The sequence below is a fragment of the Fontimonas sp. SYSU GA230001 genome (assembly GCF_040066175.1).
Lineage (GTDB): Bacteria > Pseudomonadota > Gammaproteobacteria > Nevskiales > Nevskiaceae > Solimonas.
Genome location: NZ_JBEAAM010000004.1, coordinates 11,465 through 28,499 on the forward strand (window position 1 = coordinate 11,465; position 17,035 = coordinate 28,499).

The 17,035-nt window shown below is 68.7% G+C and carries 17 protein-coding genes; 10 read left to right on the top strand and 7 right to left on the bottom strand.

Going from position 1 to position 17,035, the window contains the following annotated elements:
- Window positions 1-113 precede the first annotated feature (113 nt).
- Genes smc through AAG565_RS02190 form a run of 4 tightly spaced genes read left to right on the top strand, consistent with a single transcriptional unit; the run spans window position 114 to window position 7,553 of the window.
- The gene (gene smc / locus AAG565_RS02175) at window positions 114-3,623 is read left to right on the top strand and encodes a chromosome segregation protein SMC (RefSeq protein ID WP_348817904.1); all 3,510 of its coding nucleotides are present in this window, start codon (window positions 114-116) and stop codon (window positions 3,621-3,623) included.
- Window positions 3,620-4,318, top strand: coding sequence for a cell division protein ZipA C-terminal FtsZ-binding domain-containing protein (locus AAG565_RS02180; protein WP_348817905.1), 699 nt, complete (start codon window positions 3,620-3,622; stop codon window positions 4,316-4,318). The genes smc and AAG565_RS02180 overlap by 4 nt, the downstream gene beginning before the upstream one ends.
- Complete coding sequence (ligA, locus tag AAG565_RS02185; protein WP_348817906.1) at window positions 4,315-6,378, top strand: NAD-dependent DNA ligase LigA; 2,064 nt, start codon at window positions 4,315-4,317, stop codon at window positions 6,376-6,378. The genes AAG565_RS02180 and ligA overlap by 4 nt, the downstream gene beginning before the upstream one ends.
- Complete coding sequence (locus AAG565_RS02190; RefSeq protein ID WP_348817907.1) at window positions 6,378-7,553, top strand: mechanosensitive ion channel domain-containing protein; 1,176 nt, start codon at window positions 6,378-6,380, stop codon at window positions 7,551-7,553. Before ligA ends, AAG565_RS02190 begins: the two co-directional genes overlap by 1 nt.
- Here AAG565_RS02190 and AAG565_RS02195 read toward each other — a convergent pair.
- From AAG565_RS02195 to AAG565_RS02205, 3 genes are read right to left on the bottom strand one after another with little or no spacing between them, the layout of a single operon-like run.
- Window positions 7,511-7,777 carry a BolA family protein gene (locus tag AAG565_RS02195; RefSeq protein ID WP_348817908.1) on the bottom strand — a complete coding sequence of 89 codons (267 nt, stop codon included), beginning with the start codon at window positions 7,775-7,777 and terminating at the stop codon, window positions 7,511-7,513. The genes AAG565_RS02190 and AAG565_RS02195 overlap by 43 nt on opposite strands.
- The gene (locus AAG565_RS02200) at window positions 7,774-8,073 is read right to left on the bottom strand and encodes a YciI family protein (RefSeq protein WP_348817909.1); all 300 of its coding nucleotides are present in this window, start codon (window positions 8,071-8,073) and stop codon (window positions 7,774-7,776) included. The genes AAG565_RS02195 and AAG565_RS02200 overlap by 4 nt, the downstream gene beginning before the upstream one ends.
- A gap of 6 nt (window positions 8,074-8,079) precedes the next feature.
- Window positions 8,080-8,604, bottom strand: a complete 525-nt coding sequence (locus tag AAG565_RS02205; RefSeq protein ID WP_348818069.1) for a septation protein A — start codon at window positions 8,602-8,604, stop codon at window positions 8,080-8,082.
- A 130-nt stretch (window positions 8,605-8,734) separates the two neighbouring features.
- On the opposite strand from AAG565_RS02205, the gene AAG565_RS02210 reads away from it, so the two are divergent.
- From AAG565_RS02210 to rluB, 6 genes are all read left to right on the top strand, one after another.
- The gene (locus tag AAG565_RS02210; protein WP_348817910.1) at window positions 8,735-9,361 is read left to right on the top strand and encodes an L-threonylcarbamoyladenylate synthase; all 627 of its coding nucleotides are present in this window, start codon (window positions 8,735-8,737) and stop codon (window positions 9,359-9,361) included.
- 78 nt (window positions 9,362-9,439) lie between these two features.
- Complete coding sequence (locus AAG565_RS02215) at window positions 9,440-10,111, top strand: site-2 protease family protein (protein WP_348817911.1); 672 nt, start codon at window positions 9,440-9,442, stop codon at window positions 10,109-10,111.
- Window positions 10,112-10,135: 24 nt separating this feature from the next.
- A complete protein-coding gene (gene trpS / locus AAG565_RS02220) occupies window positions 10,136-11,131 on the top strand; it encodes a tryptophan--tRNA ligase (RefSeq protein ID WP_348818070.1) in 996 nt (331 codons plus the stop codon).
- Window positions 11,132-11,147: 16 nt separating this feature from the next.
- Window positions 11,148-11,990: a ScpA family protein gene (locus AAG565_RS02225; protein ID WP_348818071.1), complete on the top strand. Its 843-nt coding sequence runs from the start codon at window positions 11,148-11,150 to the stop codon at window positions 11,988-11,990.
- Complete coding sequence (scpB, locus tag AAG565_RS02230; RefSeq protein WP_348817912.1) at window positions 11,987-12,703, top strand: SMC-Scp complex subunit ScpB; 717 nt, start codon at window positions 11,987-11,989, stop codon at window positions 12,701-12,703. The genes AAG565_RS02225 and scpB overlap by 4 nt, the downstream gene beginning before the upstream one ends.
- Window positions 12,703-13,572: a 23S rRNA pseudouridine(2605) synthase RluB gene (rluB, locus tag AAG565_RS02235; RefSeq protein WP_348817913.1), complete on the top strand. Its 870-nt coding sequence runs from the start codon at window positions 12,703-12,705 to the stop codon at window positions 13,570-13,572. The genes scpB and rluB overlap by 1 nt, the downstream gene beginning before the upstream one ends.
- Here rluB and AAG565_RS02240 read toward each other — a convergent pair whose 3' ends face one another.
- The 4 genes from AAG565_RS02240 to AAG565_RS02255 are packed head-to-tail and all read right to left on the bottom strand — an operon-like array spanning window position 13,573 to window position 17,029.
- The gene (locus AAG565_RS02240) at window positions 13,573-14,319 is read right to left on the bottom strand and encodes an SDR family NAD(P)-dependent oxidoreductase (RefSeq protein ID WP_348817914.1); all 747 of its coding nucleotides are present in this window, start codon (window positions 14,317-14,319) and stop codon (window positions 13,573-13,575) included.
- Between the two features lie 9 nt (window positions 14,320-14,328).
- On the bottom strand, window positions 14,329-15,024 hold the full coding sequence (gph, locus tag AAG565_RS02245; protein WP_348817915.1) for a phosphoglycolate phosphatase: 696 nt from the start codon (window positions 15,022-15,024) through the stop codon (window positions 14,329-14,331).
- Window positions 15,021-15,719, bottom strand: coding sequence for a bifunctional 2-polyprenyl-6-hydroxyphenol methylase/3-demethylubiquinol 3-O-methyltransferase UbiG (gene ubiG, locus AAG565_RS02250; RefSeq protein WP_348817916.1), 699 nt, complete (start codon window positions 15,717-15,719; stop codon window positions 15,021-15,023). The genes gph and ubiG overlap by 4 nt, the downstream gene beginning before the upstream one ends.
- Window positions 15,716-17,029: a TRZ/ATZ family hydrolase gene (locus AAG565_RS02255; protein ID WP_348817917.1), complete on the bottom strand. Its 1,314-nt coding sequence runs from the start codon at window positions 17,027-17,029 to the stop codon at window positions 15,716-15,718. The genes ubiG and AAG565_RS02255 overlap by 4 nt, the downstream gene beginning before the upstream one ends.
- Between the last annotated feature and the right edge of the window lie 6 nt (window positions 17,030-17,035).

A 17,035-nucleotide genomic window follows, 5' to 3' on the forward strand; every position in this document is an offset into this window, starting at 1 on the left:
TGCTGGACGGCGGGCGTTCATAATTTACACTACGCGGCCTCCGGCACCCTGCCGGGGCTCGAATCCGACGCCAAGAACAGCGCCCCGCAGGGGGGCGAGAGAAACCCGAGCGCATGCGACTTTCTGGCATCAAACTCGCCGGCTTCAAGTCCTTCGTGGACGCGACGCAGCTGCCGCTGCCGGCCAACCTGACCGGCGTCGTCGGTCCCAACGGCTGTGGCAAGTCGAACATCATCGACGCGGTGCGCTGGGTGCTGGGCGAAACCAGCATGAAGAACCTGCGTTCGTCGGATGCCGAGGACGTGATCTTCAACGGCTCAAAGACGCGCAAGCCGGTCGGCCGCGCCTCGGTCGAACTGATCTTCGACAACAGCGACGGCACCATCGGCGGCCCCTACGCGGCCTACAGTGAAATCTCCGTGCGCCGCGAGCTGGTGCGCGACGGCGGTTCGCAGTACTACCTCAACGGCGCCAAGTGCCTGAAGCGCGACGTCACCGACCTGTTCCTCGGTACCGGCCTGGGCGGCAAGAACCAGTACGCGATCATCGAGCAGGGCATGGTGTCGCGCATGATCGAGGCCAAGCCCGAGGAGCTGCGACAGTGGCTCGAAGAGGCCGCCGGCATCTCCAAGTACAAGGACCGCCGCCGCGAGACCGAGTCGCGCATCAAGCAGACGCGCGAGAACCTCGCCCGCCTCAACGACCTGCGCTCGGAAATCCAGCAGCGCCTCGAAGTGCTGTCCAAGCAGGCGGCGAACGCCGAGAAATACAAGGAATACAAGTCGCAGGAGCGTCGGCTGCGCGCCGAGATCCTGGCGCTGCGCATGCGCCAGCTGCAGGCGCAGAGCGAAGGACACGAAAGCGCGATCGCCGAACTGGAACAGGCGCTGGACCAGGCGCGTCTGCGCGTCAATCAGGCCGGCGACGCGCGCGTCGCCGCCGAGGTCGAGAGCCGCGCGCTGTCGAACCGGCTCAACGACGAGCAGAGCAAGGTTTACGAGGCCGAAGCAGGTCTTGCGCGCCAGGAGCAGGGCCTGCAGCACGCACGCGAACTCAAGCAGATCAAGGCGCGCGAGCTGGACCAGATCCTGCGCCAGCTCGGCGAACTGGAAGCGCGGCAGACGCGCGAGCAGCAGCGTCTGGACGAAGCCGGCCGTCAGCTGGCCGATCTCGAGCGCCAGGTGCAGACCTCCGAGGAATCCGAAGGCGAGGCACAGTCGGCGCTGATTGCGGCCGAGGAAGAGGCGCAGGAGGAACAGCGCCGCTGGGATGGCTTTGTGCAGGATGCGGAAACGCCGCTGACGCAGACCGAAGCCGAGCGGGTGCGCGTGCAGCAGCTGGAGCGTGCGCGCTTCCAGAACGAGGAACGCCATCGCCGGGTGCAGGCCGAGCACGCCGCGCTCAATGTCGAACCGATCCGCAACAGTCTCATCGAAGCCGACCAGGAACTGGGCGCGCTCGGCCAGGAGCTGGCCGCCGCCGAGGAGCGGCTCACGGCCGTCGATGCGGAGCTGCAACGCTTGCGCGACGAGCGAAGTGCGGCCGAGGCCGGACTGCACGAGGCCCGGCAGACGCTGCAATCCGCCCGCGGTCGTGTCGCTTCGCTGGAGACGCTGCAGCAGGCCGCGCTGCGCGAGGACGACGCCGAGCTGAACCTGTGGCTGCGGCAGAATCAGCTGTCCGAGTGCCCGCGTCTGGCGACGGCCTTGCAGGTCGATGGCGGCTGGGAGACGGCGGTCGAGCAGGTGCTGGAAGGTCTGCTGCAGGCGCCGCTGGTCCCGGCGTTCGAAGAGCGCCTGCGCGCACTGGGGCCGGCGCCCAAGTCCGGTGTCGCCCTGCTGGCCGATAACGGCAGTCGCGGTGCATCGGGACTGGCGGCGCAGGTGAGCGGACCGCAGGCGGTGATCGACCTGCTGTCCGGCATCCACACCGCCGAGTCGCTGGACGAGGCGCTGGCGCTGCTGCCCGGCCTGCCGGCGGCGCAATCGGTGATCACGCGCGAGGGTATCTGGTGCGGTCGCCATTTCCGCCGCTATCCGAGGCAGGGCGACGACCGCGGCGGCGTGATCGCGCGCAGCCAGCTGCTGAAGCAGCTCAGGCTCCAGGTCGAGGAACTGCAGCAGCAGGTGCTCGACCGCGAGAAGCTGCTCGGCGAGCTGCGCGGGCGCACGCACGCGATGGAGCAGGAGCGACGCGAGCTGTCGTCGAAGTTCGACCAGACGCGGCATCGTCAGGCGCAGAAGCTGGCGTTCCGCCAGGCCCAGGCGGTGCGCCTCGAACAGGTGCAGGCGCGCGAACAGGCACTGGCGAAGGAGCTGGAGACGCTGGAGCAGGCGCGGCTGCAGCAGCAGCACGAGCTGGACGAGTCGCGTACCCGCCTGCTGTCGCTGGAGCAGGTCGCGCAGGAACTGCGCGAGCGCCGTGCGCAGATGCAGCAGACCTTGCAGAAGAAGCGCGACGCGGTCGGCAGGGCACGCATGCTCGCGGCGCAGGCGCAGCAGGCGCGCAATCAGCTGCAGGTGCAGCTCGCCGGCCGGCGCAGCGCAGTCGCCGCGCTGGAGCAGGCGATCAAGGACATCCACGCCAGCCGCGAGTCGCTGCAGATCCGTCGCGTCGAGGAGGAGCAGAACGCCGCCGATCTCGATGCGCCGTTGCAGGATCGCGCCGCCGAAGTCGAGCAGGCACGGGCGGTCGTGCAGGCGGCACGCGAGCAGTTGCGCGCGGTGCGCGAGCAGGTCGAGGCCGCCGAACAGATCCTGCAGGCTGCCGTGCAGGCAGCCCGCGCCGCCGAGCAGGACAAGGACGCTGCGCTGGAACGCGTGCAGCAGGCGCGCCTGGAGTTCGAGAACCTGCGCGCGCATCGCGAGAGCCTCGACGAACAGATCGCCGAGACCGGTTTCGAGCGCGAGGCCCTGTTCGGCGGTCTGGCCGAAGACGCCAGCCTGCCGGACTGGGAGGAGCGCCTGGCCACGGTCACGCGCCGCATCGAGCGTCTGGGCGCCATCAACCTGGCCGCGATCGAGGAGCTGGAGGAGGCGCGTGGGCGCGAGACCTATCTTGCCGAGCAGCACGCGGACCTGCACGGCGCACTGGAGACCCTCGAAGAGGCGATCCGCAAGATCGATGTCGAGACCAAGGAGCTGTTCAAGCAGACCTTCGACAAGGTCGATGGCGTGTTCCGGGATCGCTTTCCCAAGCTGTTCGGCGGCGGCGAGGCCTATCTGGAGCTGACCGGCGAGAATCTGCTCGATACCGGCGTGCGCGTCATGGCGCGTCCGCCCGGCAAGCGCAATTCGACGATTCACCTGCTGTCCGGCGGCGAGAAGGCGATGACCGCCGTGGCGCTGTTGCTGGCCTTGTTCCAGCTCAATCCCGCGCCGTTCTGCCTGATGGACGAGGTCGATGCGCCGCTGGATGACGCCAACGTCGGGCGCTTCTGCGAGATCGTCCGCGAAATGTCGCAGAACGTGCAGTTCATTATCATTACCCACAACAAGATCACCATGGAGCTGGCGCAGCAGCTGCACGGTGTGACGATGCAGGAGCCGGGCGTGTCGCGGCTGGTCAGCGTCGACATCCAGCAGGCGGTTGAACTGGCCACAGAGCAGGAAACGCAGCAATGAGTCCATTGCAATGGGCGCTTCTGGTCGTCGGCGCCGTCGCGGTCGTCGCGATCTATGTCTATAGCCGCCGCGAGCAGGGCCCGTCCAAGTCATCGGGCGCGCCGCCGCCTGGGAAGATGCCGCCGATTCCCGCGGCCGACCAGATGGACATGTTCGCGCGCCAGGGCGAGTTCGACGAGTTCGGCGTCGGCAAGCCGCGCAAGCGGGTCGCGCCGAGCCTGTCGGGCGGCGCGGCGCCGGGTGAATCACCGACGGCCGCGGCCAGCGCGGCCCCGCGGGCGGTCGAAGAGCGCCTGGTGGCCGTGCTGATCGCCGAGCGTGAGGGCACGGCAATCTTCGGTCCGAAGATCCACGCTGCGCTGCGTGCGCAGGGACTGCAGTTCGGCGAACGCAAGATCTATCACCGCATCGACGCGGGCCGGCCGGTGTTCTCGGTCGCCAGCCTGATCAAGCCGGGCTATCTCGATCCCGCAGAGCAGCACGCCTTCTCGACTCCGGGGCTGTCGGTGTTCATGGTGCTGCCGGGGCCGATGCCGGCGGAAACCGCAGTCGGTGACATGCTCGGCACCGCGCGTGCGCTCGCCCAGCAGCTCAATGCCGAGGTGTTCGACACCAACCGCCAGTTGCTGACGCCGGCGGCCGAGAAAGCGATGGTCGCCGAGATCCGGACCTGGGCGCGCCAGCTCGGGCTGTGAAGATCCCCGAGGCGGTGCGCCGGCGCGCCGAGGCGCTGCGCCGGCAGCTCGACGAGCACAACTATCGCTACTACGTGCTCGACCAGCCGACCGTGTCGGATGCCGAATACGATCGCCTGTTCGACGAACTGCAGCGGCTGGAACAGGACCATCCCGATCTGGTGACGCCGGACTCGCCGACGCAGCGGGTCGGCGGCGCGCCGCGCGCCGATTTCGCGCCGGTGCGTCATGGTCAGCCGATGCTGTCGCTGCGCAAGGTGACGACCGAAGCGGAGCTGCAGGACTTCGACCGCCGCGTGCGCGAGACGCTGGGCGTGGCGTCGGTCGATTACGTCGGTGAGCCCAAGCTCGACGGGCTGGCCGTGTCGCTGACCTACGAGCACGGCGTGCTCGTGCGCGGCGCGACGCGCGGCGACGGCGAAACCGGCGAGGACATCACCGCCAATCTGCGCACGATCCGCCGCATTCCGTTGCGGCTGCGCGGCGAGGCGCCGCGCAGCATCGAGGTGCGCGGCGAGGTCTATCTGCCGCTGGCCGGCTTCCGGCGCTGGGTCGAGGAGGCCACGCAGCGCGGCGAGCGCGCCCCGGTGAATCCACGCAATGCCGCCGCCGGCAGCCTGCGTCAGCTCGATCCCGCCGTCACCGCGCGCCGGCCGCTGGCGTTCTACGCCTACGGTGTCGGCCAGCACGACGGCTGGGAGCGGCCGGCCCGGCACATGGAGGTGCTGGACTGCTTGCGCCACTGGGGCTTTCCGCTGTCCGACCTGATCGAGCGCGTGCGCGGGCCGGACGGCTGCCAGCGCTATTTCGAGGCGATGCAGGCACGGCGCGCGCATCTGCCCTTCGACATCGACGGGGTCGTGTTCAAGCTCGACGACCTCGCCGGCCGCGAGGAACTGGGCGCGGTGTCGCGCGAGCCGCGCTGGGCGGTGGCCTACAAGTTCGCCGCCGAGGAGGCGCAGACGGTGATCGAGGACATCGATTTCCAGGTGGGCCGCACCGGCGTGCTGACACCGACCGCGCGGCTGCGCACGGTCTTCGTCGGCGGAGCTCATGTGTCGAACGCGACGCTGCACAACCTCGACGAGATCGCGCGCAAGGACATCCGCATCGGCGACTGGGTCGTGGTGCGCCGTGCCGGCGACGTGATCCCCGAAGTCAAGGAAGTCGTGTTGGCCAAGCGTTCGCACCACGTGCGTCACGCGCAGGTGCCGCAGCGTTGTCCGGTCTGCGACAGTCCGGTGGTCCGCGAACCCGGCGATCCGGTCGCGCGCTGCAGCGGCGGCCTGACCTGCCCGGCGCAGCTCACGCGTGCACTGCAGCACTTCGCGAGCCGGCGCGCGCTCGACATCGAGGGGCTGGGCGAGAAACTGCTCGGCCAGCTGATCGAGCAAGGGCTCGTGCGCAAGAGCAGCGACATCTACCACCTCGACGTGCAGCGCCTGGCCGGTCTGGAGCGCATGGGCGAGAAGTCGGCGCAGAACCTGATCGACGCGATCGAGCGCAGCAAGGAGACGACGCTGGCGCGTTTCGTCTATGCGCTGGGCATCCCGCAGGTCGGCGAGACCACGGCACAGGCCCTGGCCGCGCACTTCCGCACGCTCGACGCCCTGATCGCGGCGGCGCTCGCCGACGCACCGACGGCGGACGCGCAGGGTCTGAAGGACAAGGAGCGCTTCCCGCGACTGCGCGAGGTGCCGGATGTCGGGCCCGAGGTCGCGCGGCAGATCAGCCTGTGGTTCGCACAGGACAAGCATCGCGCACTGATCGACGAACTGCGCGCCGCCGGCGTGCGCTGGCCGCAGGCGCAGGCACCGCGGGAAGGGCCGCTCAACGGCAAGACCTTCGTGCTGACCGGCACCTTGCCGGGCATGAGCCGCGACGAGGCCAGCGCGCTGATCGAAGCGCAGGGAGGCAAGGTGGCCGGCTCGGTGTCGAAAAAGACCGACTATGTCGTCGCCGGCGACGCGGCTGGTTCCAAGCTGGCGAAGGCGCAGGCGCTCGGCGTGCCGGTGCTCGATCTCGACGGACTCAAGGCGCTGCTGAAGGGAGGGGCGTGATGGAACTCGTGACTTCCTTGATGAGCCTGCTGCCAGCGCAGCCGGCGCGGGCCAGCGCGGTCATTCTCGTGCTGGCCGTCGTGGTGGTCGTGTTCCTGCATCGCCTCGTCAGCGGTCTGAACACCGGGCGGACGTTCTGGCAGCGCCGCCTGCGTGCCCGTCTGGGCGTCGCCCAGGGCAGGGTCATCGGCGAGCTGCGCTGGATGCTGCTGTCGTTCCATCTGCTGCTCTGGCCGGGCGTGACCTGGGCGGTGCTGCACGTCTGGGGCCTGCACGAGACCGGCAGCGACCTCGTCGCGCGTCTGTTCTCGACCGGCTTTGCATTCGGCAGCGTCCATCTGGTGCCGGGCAAGCTGCTGCTGGGCGTGGTCTATTTTCTGGTCCTGTTCACCTTCACGCGCTGGCTGAAGAACAAGATCGAGTACGACTGGCTGCCGCGCGCGGGCGTCGAAGCGAGCACGCGCGAATCGGTCGCGACACTGTTCGGCTACGTCACGTTCGCGCTGGCGGTCGTCGTCGGGCTGTCGTCGGCTGGGTTCGATTTCACCAAGCTGGCGATCGTCGCCGGAGCGCTGTCGGTCGGCATCGGCTTCGGCCTGCAGAACATCGTCAACAACTTCGTGTCCGGCCTGATCATCCTGTTCGAGAGGCCGGTGCGCACCGGCGACTACGTGTTCGTCGGCCAGACGCAGGGCTTCGTGCGCCGCATCCGCATCCGCTCGACCGAGATCCAGACCTGGGACCGCGAATCGGTGATCGTGCCGAACTCGGACCTGCTGTCGAGCCACCTGCGCAATCTCAATCTGCGCGACAACTACGGGCGGGTGATCGTGCCGGTCGGCGTGGCCTACGGATCGGACACGGCGCGAGTCAAGGCAGTGCTCCTGGAGGTCGCCAATGCGCACCCGCTGGTGATCCGCGACAACCAGGTCGAGGGCATCAACGGACCGGGCGTGCTGTTCGTCAACTTCGGCGCCAGCTCGCTGGATTTCGAACTGCGCGCCTATGTCCGCGAGGTGGACAAGCGCATGGCGGTGGCCAGCGATCTGCGCTTCGCCATCGACACGGCCTTCCGCGCCGCCGGCATCCAGATTCCGTTCCCGCAGCAGGACGTCTGGCTGCGGTCCGAGCCTCAGGCCTCGCCGGGGGCGCGGGCCGACAGCGACAAGGCGTGAATGTCGGACGGCATCATGTCGCCCAGTGCGGCATAGACCGCGCGGTGCCGCTGGATCGGGCTCATTCCGGCGAACGCGGTGCTGACGATCTCGATGCGATAGTGGCCGCCTCCGGCGGCGGCACCGGCGTGACCGGCATGCAGATGGCTTTCGTCCTCGATGTGCAGGCGCTGTGGCGCGAAGGCCCGTTCGAGCGTGCTGCGGATGCGTGCGACGCGACTCAAGGCAGTGCGCGCACGAAGGGTTGCACGATCACGCGCTCGAACACGCCGGCCTTCGCGTAAGGGTCCTGCCGCGCCCAGGCCTGCGCGTCTTCCAGCGTGGGGAACTCGGCGACGATCAGGCTGCCGTGAAAGCCCGCGTCACCCGGATCGGTACTGTCCACGCGCGGGCGCGGGCCGGCCAGCACGAGCCGGCCCTGGTCGATCAATGCGCGCAGGTGCTGCAGATGCGCCGGCCGCGTGGCGCGCCGTGCGGGCAGGCTGTCGGGCGCGTCGTCGGCGAGGATCATGTAGAGCATCGGCGCTCACTCCTCCGGCAGGTAACGCTTGAGGAAGGGCACGTGTGCGATCAGGAACACGAACATCAGGGCGGTGAAGCCGAAGGTCTTGAACTGCACCCAGGTCTTCTCCGAGAAGTGCTGGGCGACATACACGTTCAACACCGCCGACAGCGCGAAGAACGCCGCCCAGGCCAGATTGACGCGCCGCCAGATTTCGTCGGGCAGCTGGATGGTGGTCTGCGGCAGGCGGGCGAGCAGCACCTTGTCGCCGACCAGGTGACTCAGCAGCAGCGCGAGCGCGAACACCGCATACACGACCGTCGGCTTGTACTGGATGAAGGCCGGGTCGTGGATCCACAGTGTCAGCCCGCCCAGCGCGGCGGCGACGACCGCCGTGATCGCGTGCGACTTGTGCAGCCGTTTCTCCTTGAACCAGTAGATCGCGACCAGCACGAACAGCGCGACGATCAGCACGGCGGTCGCGACGTAGATGCCGTAGAAGTAGTAAGCGCCGAAGAACAGCAGGGCGGGCGCGAAATCGAGCAGCATGTTCACTGTGTACGTCCTATGCCAGCCGGCGCCGTCCTTGGCGGCCGACTTTCGAAACCAGCGGGTGGGCGGGAAGCCTTATTGTAGGCCGACATCGTGGGTAGAATGCGCGCTCCTCGCGAGGACCGACGTGGCCGACTGGTTCCAGCTCCATCCGCTGAATCCGCAGAAGCGCCTGCTGGCGCAGGTCGCCGTGCGCGTGCGCCAGGGGGCGGTGATCGCCTATCCGACCGATTCCTGCTATGCGCTCGGCTGCCATCTGGACGACCGCGAAGCCGCCGAGCGCCTGCGCCGCATCCGTGACTTCGATCGCCATCACCAGTTCACGCTGGTGTGCCGCGACCTGTCCGAGATCGCGACCTACGCGCGCGTCGACAACCGCCAGTTCCGCATGCTCAAGACGCTGACGCCGGGGCCGTACACCTTCGTGTTGCTGGCGACCAAGGAACTGCCGCGGCGCATCGCGCACGAGCGGCGCAAGACCGTCGGCATCCGCGTGCCGGAGCACGTCATCGCCCAGGAGCTGCTGGAGACGCTGGGTGAGCCGCTGATTTCGTGCACCCTCCAATTCCCCGGCGAGGCGCGGCCGGTCGGCGATCCGGAAGACTGGCGCGAACAGCTGGACCGCGCGGTCGATATCGTCGTGGACGGTGGACCCTGTGGAGACGATCCGACCACGGTGCTGGACTTGAGCGACGATGCCGGTGTGCAGCTCGTGCGGCAGGGCAAGGGAGACGTGTCGCGGATCGGGCTCTGAACCGGCCCTGCGGCCGGCCGGCGAGCCGGCGCCTGCCGCTTGCGCCGGCGCGCGCGTCCTGCCCCCGTATAATGCGCCATGCCCATCGAATTGACGCTGGTCCAGAAGATTGCGGTCTGGGCCTTGCCGGTCCTGTTCGCGATCACCGTGCACGAAGCCAGCCATGGCTACGTGGCGCGCCTGCTCGGCGACCGCACCGCGGAGGCGGCCGGCCGCCTGAGCCTCAACCCGCTGCGTCACATCGACCCGGTGGGCACGGTCCTGGTGCCGGTGCTGTTGCTGGCGCTCGGCGGTTTCCTCTTCGGCTGGGCTAAGCCGGTGCCGGTCAATTTCCGCAATCTGCGCCATCCGCGCCGCGACATGGCGGTCGTCGCCATCGCCGGCCCGCTGTCCAATTTCGCCATGGCGATCGGCTGGGCGCTGCTGCTCAAGATCGCCCTCGGGGCGGCTGTGACCGAGGGACTGTGGCTGGGCCTGCGTTACATGGCGGTCGCCGGAATCCTCATCAACCTGGTGCTGATGGTGCTCAACCTGTTGCCTCTGCCCCCACTCGACGGTGGTCGCGTGCTCAATGGCCTGGTATCGGAGCCGGTGGCGCGGCGCCTGGATCGCATCGAACCCTACGGTCTGGTCATTCTGGTCGTGCTGATGGCGACCGGTGTGCTCGGACAGATCCTGCAGTGGCCGCTGGCGCTGGCTCAGTTCGTCGTCCTCAGCCTCGTCGGGCTGCCGGCCGCTTCCAATTTCTAGCCTCCGGTTTCACTCGTGACCACCGTGCGCAAACCCGTCGTCCTGTCCGGCATCCAGCCGTCCGGCCATCTCACGCTCGGCAACTACCTGGGCGCGATCAAGAACTGGCTGCCGCTCAACGAGCGCTACGACTGCTACTACATGCTCGTCGATCTGCACGCGATCACCGTGCGCCAGGACCCGGCGGTGCTGCGCGAGCGCTGCTACGAGTTCCTTGCGCTGTACATCGCCTGCGGACTCGATCCGGCGAAGAACGTGCTGTTCGTGCAGTCGCACGTGCCGGCGCATGCGCGCCTGGCCTGGGTGCTGAACTGCTACACGCAGATGGGCGAGCTCAGCCGGATGACCCAGTTCAAGGACAAGTCGGCAAAGAACGCCGACAACATCAATGCCGGTCTGTTCGACTACCCGGTGCTGATGGCGGCGGACATCCTGCTGTACCAGGCCAATGCCGTGCCGGTCGGCGACGATCAGAAGCAGCACCTCGAGCTGACCCGTGACGTCGCTATCCGCTTCAACAACCTGTATGGCGAGGTGTTCACCGTTCCCGAGCCGATGATCCCGCCGGTGGGCGCGCGCATCATGGGGCTGCAGGAGCCGACGAAGAAGATGTCGAAGTCCGACGATGCGCCGACCAACGCGCTCTATCTGCTCGACGAACCCGACGTGGCCGTGCGCAAGATCAAGCGCGCCGTGACCGATCTGGGCAACGAGATCCGCTACGACCCCGCCGGCAAGCCCGGCGTGTCGAACCTGATGTCGATCCTGTCCGCGTGCACCGGCCAGTCCTTCGATGCGATCGTCGAGCAGTATCACGGACAGGGTTACGGCAGGTTCAAGCAGGCGGTGGCCGACGCCGTGCTCGACATCCTCAAGCCCATACAGGCGCGCTACCGCGAGGTGCGCGCCGACACCGATGGCCTCACGCGCGTGCTGCGCGCCGGCGCCGAGTCGGCGAGCGCGCGCGCCGATGCGACGCTCAGGCGCGTGCACGATGCGCTCGGCTTCATCCCGGAGTAGATCCGTGAACGAAGCCATGCCAGCGACCGAGTCCGCGCCGCCGATCGAGCCCACCATGCGCGCGCCCAAGGTCCACGGCCAGCCGATCGACAAGCTGCCGGAGGATCTTTACATCCCGCCGGACGCGCTGGAGGTGTTCCTGGAGGCCTTCGAAGGACCACTCGACCTACTGCTGTATCTGATCCGCCGGCAGAACCTGAACATCCTCGACATCCCGGTGCTCAAGATCACGCAGCAGTACATCCAGTACATCGAGCTGATGCGCGAGCTCAAGCTGGAACTCGCCGCCGAATACCTGGTGATGGCGGCGCTGCTGGCGGAGATCAAGTCGAGCATCCTGCTGCCGCGCCCGCCGCCGGATGAGGCGGTGGAGCAGGGCGATCCGCGCATGGAGCTGGTGCGGCGCCTGCAGGAATACGAGCGCTTCAAGACGGCCGGCGAGAACATCGAGAAGCTGCCGCGGGTCGGCCGCGACGTGTTCGTCGCGCAGGCGCGGCCGGAAGTGATCCCGCAGGTCGCGCAGGTGCCGATGCCGACGCTGCGCGAGCTGGTGCTGGCGTTCCGTGACGTGATGGAGCGCAGCGCGCTGTTCAAGCACCACGAGGTGTCGCGCGAGCCGTTGAGCGTGCGTGAGCGCATGTCGCGCATCCTGTCGCGCGTGCGTCAGGGGCCCGCGCGCTTCGTCGATCTGATCGATGTCGAGGAGGGGCGACTGGGCGTGGTCGTCTGTTTTCTCGCCGTGCTCGAACTGGCACGTTCGACGCTGATCGCCGTGCGTCAGGACTCGCCTTTCGATCCGATCCTGCTCGCACCGCCGGACCGATACGTGGAGCCGACCATCGAGGGAGAAGTGACATGAGCCAGGACAGCGTTCCCGATCTGATCGAGCCCGCGCTGCCGCCGGTGGACGAGGACCGCGGCCGCATGCTGGAGCGCGTGCTCGAGGCCCTGCTGCTGGCGTCCGACCAGCCGCTGTCGATCGAGCAGCTGCAGCGCATGCTCGGCAACGAGCTGGGCGTGAGCAAGAAGGATCTGCGCGATGCGCTGTCGCGGCTCGATGCCGCGCTCGCGGATCGCGCGGCGGAGTTGCGCGAGGTGGCGTCCGGCTTCCGCATCCAGGTGCGTCAGGAGTACGGCGAGTGGGTCGCCCGCCTCTGGCAGGAAAAGCCGCCGCGCCTGTCGCGGGCGCTGCTGGAGACGCTGGCACTGATCTGCTACCGCCAGCCGATCACCCGCGGCGAGATCGAGGAAGTGCGCGGCGTCGCCCTGTCGCCGAACATCATCCGCACGCTGCTGGAGCGCGGCTGGATCCGCGAGGTCGGCGTCAAGGAAGTGCCGGGCCGGCCGTCGCTGTTCGGGACCACGCACCAGCTGCTCGACGATCTGAATCTGAAGTCGCTCGACGATCTGCCGAGCCTGCCGGAGATCAAGGACCCGCAGCAGCTCGAAGCGGCCTTGCAGAGATTGGGTGAGCAGCTGCACGAGGTGTCGCACGTCGCCGATGGGGCCGGTGCCGAAGATGAAGACGAGGCCCGGCCGGTGGACGCTCCGCCGGACGCGACCGTGCACTGATGTCCGAGCGCATCCAGAAGGCACTGGCGACCGCTGGCATCGCGTCTCGCCGCGAGATCGAGCGACTGATCGCCGAGGGGCGCATCCTCGTCAACGGACGGCCCGCCCAGATCGGACAGTCCATCGATCGCGACGACAAGGTGCGCGTCGATGGCCGGCCGGTCGCACTGCAGCGCAAGGCCGATAGCCCGCGCGTCCTGATCTACAAGAAGCGCGTCGGCGAGGTGGTGACGCGCGATGACCCCGAAGGTCGGCGCACGGTGTTCCGCAAGCTGCCGAAGCTCGAACAGGGCCGCTGGATCGCGGTCGGCCGCCTCGACATCAACACGTCCGGCCTGTTGTTGTTCACCAATCACGGTGAGCTGGCGCGCCGGCTGACCCACCCCAGCTTCGAGATCCCGCGCGAGTATGCGGTGCGCGTGCACGGCGTCGTGGACGACGACCTGGTGCGCCGCCTGACCACGGGCGTCGAACTCGACGACGGTCCGGCGCGTTTCGATACGATGCGCCCGGCGCCCGGCGAGGACGGCGAAGCCTCGAACCAGTGGTACACGGTGACGCTGCGCGAGGGGCGCAATCGCGAAGTGCGGCGCCTGTTCGAGTCGCAGGGCCTGCAGGTCAGTCGCCTGATTCGCGTGCGCTACGGACCGATCGAACTGGGCCGCGGCATCAAGTCCGGCACGGCGCGCGAGGCGACCCCCGCCGAAGTGCAGGCGCTGATGGCGGCGGTCGGCCTGGAGGAGCCGGAGCGGCGCGCCGCCCGGGCCAAGTCGGGGCCACGCGCGCAGCGGTCATCGGCGCCGCGATCGGCCGGGCCGGAACCGCGGCGGTCGGCGAACAAGCCGCGCGCTCGCCGCCCGACGCGTTGATTACAGCGCCTGACCGCTGACGCCGCGACTGTCCGGTCCGAGCAGCCACAGCAGCTTCGGCGCCACGGACTCGGGGGGCTGGACCTGGGTGATCGACTCGCCGGGATAGCCGCGCAGGCGCACGCCCGAGCGCATCGGGCCGGGATCGAAACTGTTGAGGCGCAGGTGCGGCTTGCCGTCGAGCTCGGCCGCCCAGATCTTCATCATCTGTTCGATGGCGGCCTTGGCGATGCCGTAGACGTTGTCGTAGGCGTGCGCGATGCGGCCGTGACGGTCGGAGACGAACACCACGGACGCGTCGGCGGCGGCGTCGAGCAGCGGCAGCAAGTGCCGTGTCAGCGCGAACGGGGCGGTCAGATTGACTTGCAGACTCTCGATCCAGTCCTTGGGATCGATGTCGGTCATCGGCGTGAAGGCCTTGAAGTGGACTGCGCAGTGCAGCAGGCCGTCGAGGCCGCCGAACTCGCGTTCGACGGTGTCGGCCAGATCGCCGTAATCCTTCCAGCTCGCGCCGCTCAGATGCAGCGGGTAGATCGCCGGTGTCGGTCCGCCAGCTTGTTCGATCGCGTCGTAAGTCGATTCCAGCTTCCTCACCGTGCGGCCGAGCAGGATCACGGTCGCGCCATGCGCAGCACAGGCAAGCGCCGCGGCGCGGCCCAGGCCGTCACCGGCGCCGGTGATGAGGATGCGGCGGCCGGCGAGCATGTCCTTCGGCGGATGGTAATCGTCAGGCGGCAGTGCGGGCATGGAATCGGATCAGGCGTGGAGCAGTTCGGTCAGGGTGTTGGGCGTTTCGACGATCGCGTCGGCGCCCCAGTCGGAGATCGCCGCGCCATTGCCCAGATAGCCCCAGGCCGCCGCGATCGTCGGTATGCCGGCGGCACGGCCGGCGACGATGTCGCGTTCGTCGTCGCCGACATAGACGCAGGCCGATGGTTCGAGCCCGAGCAGGGCGCAGGCGCGCAGCAGGCTGTCCGGCGCGGGTTTGGCCTGGGCGACCTCGTCGGCGCTGACCGAGCACGCACAGCGTGCACTGAGGTCCAGTGCGTCGAGCAGCGGCCGCGTCAACCAGGACGGCTTGTTGGTGACCACGCCCCAGCGCCGGTCGCCGGATTCGATGCGCCGCAGGAGGGTGTCGATGCCATCGAACAGGCGCGAGCGCTCGGCGATGTGTGCGCGGTAGTGAGTGAGGAACAGCTCGCGGTGTGCCGGGTAGTCCGGGTGCTCGGGACCGATGCCCAGTGCCTTGCCGATCAGGCCGCGCGCGCCGGCCGACGCATGGCTGCGGTACTCGGCCAGCGGCAGCGGTGCCAGTCCGGCGCGCTCGCGCACGACGTTGGCGGCGGCGCCCAGGTCGGGCGCGGTATCGACCAGCGTGCCGTCCAGATCGAACAGCACCGCCCGTATCGCCGTGCCCTGCCAGCGAGGCGCAATGACGGATTCCCGGTTCACGGTTTCTGGCAGTGCATCAGGTAATTCACATCGACGTCGTCGGCAAGCGTCGCGCTGCGCAGCAGCGGGTTGTAGCGCAGGCCCTTGAGGCCGACGATGTCCAGGCCCGCTGCGCGCGCCCAGTCGCCCAGCTCCGACGGGCGGATGAACTTCTCGTACTGGTGCGTACCGCGCGGCACCAGGCCGGTCAGGTACTCGGCGCCGACGATCATCAGCGCGAAGGACTTGGGATTGCGGTTGATCGTGGAGAACACCAGCGTGCCGCCCGGGCGGGCGAGTCGCGCGCACGCGGCGACGACCGATGCCGGATCGGGCACGTGCTCCAGCATCTCCATGCAGCACACCACGTCGAAGGATTCGGGCCGCTCCGCCGCCAGTTCCTCGACGGCGATCCGACGGTACTCGAGGGCCAGACCCTTCTGCCGCGCATGGGCGCGCGCGACGTCCAGCGCCTCGCCGGCCAGGTCGATGCCCAGCGCCTGCGCGCCCGCCTCGGCCAGGGCCTCGGTCAGGATGCCGCCGCCACAGCCGACATCGACGGCAGACTTGCCGCGCAGGCCGCCGGCGCAGCGTTCGACATAGCGGGTGCGCGGGCCGTTGATCGCGTGCAGCGCCTGCATCTCGCCCTGCGGGTCCCACCAGCGTGCGGCGAGCCGGTCGAAGTGGGCGATCTCCTGGTCATCTACATTGGTCACGGTGCGATTTTCCTGCGCCATTCCTCGGCACGCGCGAGGATGGCGGTCTCGTCGAGCGTCATGAGCTGGCGCTCCCGCATCAGCGCCTTGCCGGCGACGTACACGTCGCTGACCTGCTCGCGTCCAGCGGCATAGACGAGCTGCGACAGCACGTGGTACACCGGCTGGGTGTTGGCGGCCGATAGATCGACCGCGATGAAGTCCGCGGACTTGCCTGCAGTGAGGCTGCCGATCTCCGCATCCAGGCCCAGCGCGCGCGCGCCGCCCAGCGTCGCCATGTGCAGCGCCGTCGCCGCGGGTACGGCACGGGCGTCGGCGGCGACGGCCTTGGCCAGCAGCGCCGCCGTGCGCATCTCGCCGAGCAGGTCGAGGTCGTTGTTGCTGGCCGCGCCATCGGTGCCGATCGCGACGTTGGCGCCGGCGCTGATCAGACTGCCGACCGGCGCGAAGCCGCTGGCGAGCTTGAGGTTCGACTCCGGGCAGTGCGCGACGTGCACGCCGAACTCGGCGACCTGCGCGATCTCCTCGTCGGTCAGCTGGGTCATGTGCACGGCGATGAAATCCGGTCCGAGCAGGTCCAGTTCGCGCAGGCGCTGCCACGGCCGCTTGCCGCTGGCCTGCACCGCCATCGCCACCTCGCCGGCGGTCTCGTGGACGTGCATGTGGATGCCGATGCCCAGTTCGTTGGCGTACTGGCGGATTTTCAGCAGCGGCGCATCGGACACGGTGTAGGGCGCGTGCGGGGCGAAGACTGTGCGCACCCGCGGTTCGTGCTTGAGCGCGTCGTGCAGTTCGAGGCCCTTGTGGATGTACTCGTCGGCGGATTTCGCCCAGGCGCTGGGGAAGTCGATCGCGATCAGGCCGACCGTGGCACGCAGCCCCGCCTCGACGGCGACACGCGCGCTGGCGTCCGGGAAGAAGTACATGTCGTTCACGCAGGTCGTGCCGCCGCGGATCATCTCGGCGAAGGCCAGGCGCGCGCCGTCCTCGCAGAAGCGTTCGCCGACGTGCGTGCCCTCGGCCGGCCAGATGTGGTTCTGCAGCCAGTCCATCAGCGGCAGGTCGTCGGCGACGCCGCGCAGCAGGCTCATCGCCGCGTGCGTGTGCGCGTTGACCAGACCCGGCATCAGTGCGTGCCGTTCCAGCGCCAGCGTCTCGCGCGGCGCATAGCGGCTGCGCGCCTCGGCCAGCGGCAGCACATCGAGGATGCGGCCGGCATCGACGACCAGCGCGTGTTGTTCGAGCACCGTGCCGGCGGGCACGATCGGAACCAGCCAGCGCGGTGCGACCAGCAGGTCGACGGTCATCATGGTGAG

Coding starts and splice junctions, on each gene's coding strand:
- smc (WP_348817904.1), top strand. CDS start 114: ATGCGACTTTCTGGCATCAAACTCGCCGGCTTCAAGTCCTTCGTGGAC.
- AAG565_RS02180 (WP_348817905.1), top strand. CDS start 3,620: ATGAGTCCATTGCAATGGGCGCTTCTGGTCGTCGGCGCCGTCGCGGTC.
- AAG565_RS02190 (WP_348817907.1), top strand. CDS start 6,378: ATGGAACTCGTGACTTCCTTGATGAGCCTGCTGCCAGCGCAGCCGGCG.
- AAG565_RS02200 (WP_348817909.1), bottom strand. CDS start 8,073: ATGCTCTACATGATCCTCGCCGACGACGCGCCCGACAGCCTGCCCGCA.
- AAG565_RS02205 (WP_348818069.1), bottom strand. CDS start 8,604: ATGCTGCTCGATTTCGCGCCCGCCCTGCTGTTCTTCGGCGCTTACTAC.
- AAG565_RS02215 (WP_348817911.1), top strand. CDS start 9,440: ATGCCCATCGAATTGACGCTGGTCCAGAAGATTGCGGTCTGGGCCTTG.
- AAG565_RS02225 (WP_348818071.1), top strand. CDS start 11,148: ATGCCAGCGACCGAGTCCGCGCCGCCGATCGAGCCCACCATGCGCGCG.
- scpB (WP_348817912.1), top strand. CDS start 11,987: ATGAGCCAGGACAGCGTTCCCGATCTGATCGAGCCCGCGCTGCCGCCG.
- rluB (WP_348817913.1), top strand. CDS start 12,703: ATGTCCGAGCGCATCCAGAAGGCACTGGCGACCGCTGGCATCGCGTCT.
- AAG565_RS02240 (WP_348817914.1), bottom strand. CDS start 14,319: ATGCCCGCACTGCCGCCTGACGATTACCATCCGCCGAAGGACATGCTC.
- AAG565_RS02255 (WP_348817917.1), bottom strand. CDS start 17,029: ATGATGACCGTCGACCTGCTGGTCGCACCGCGCTGGCTGGTTCCGATC.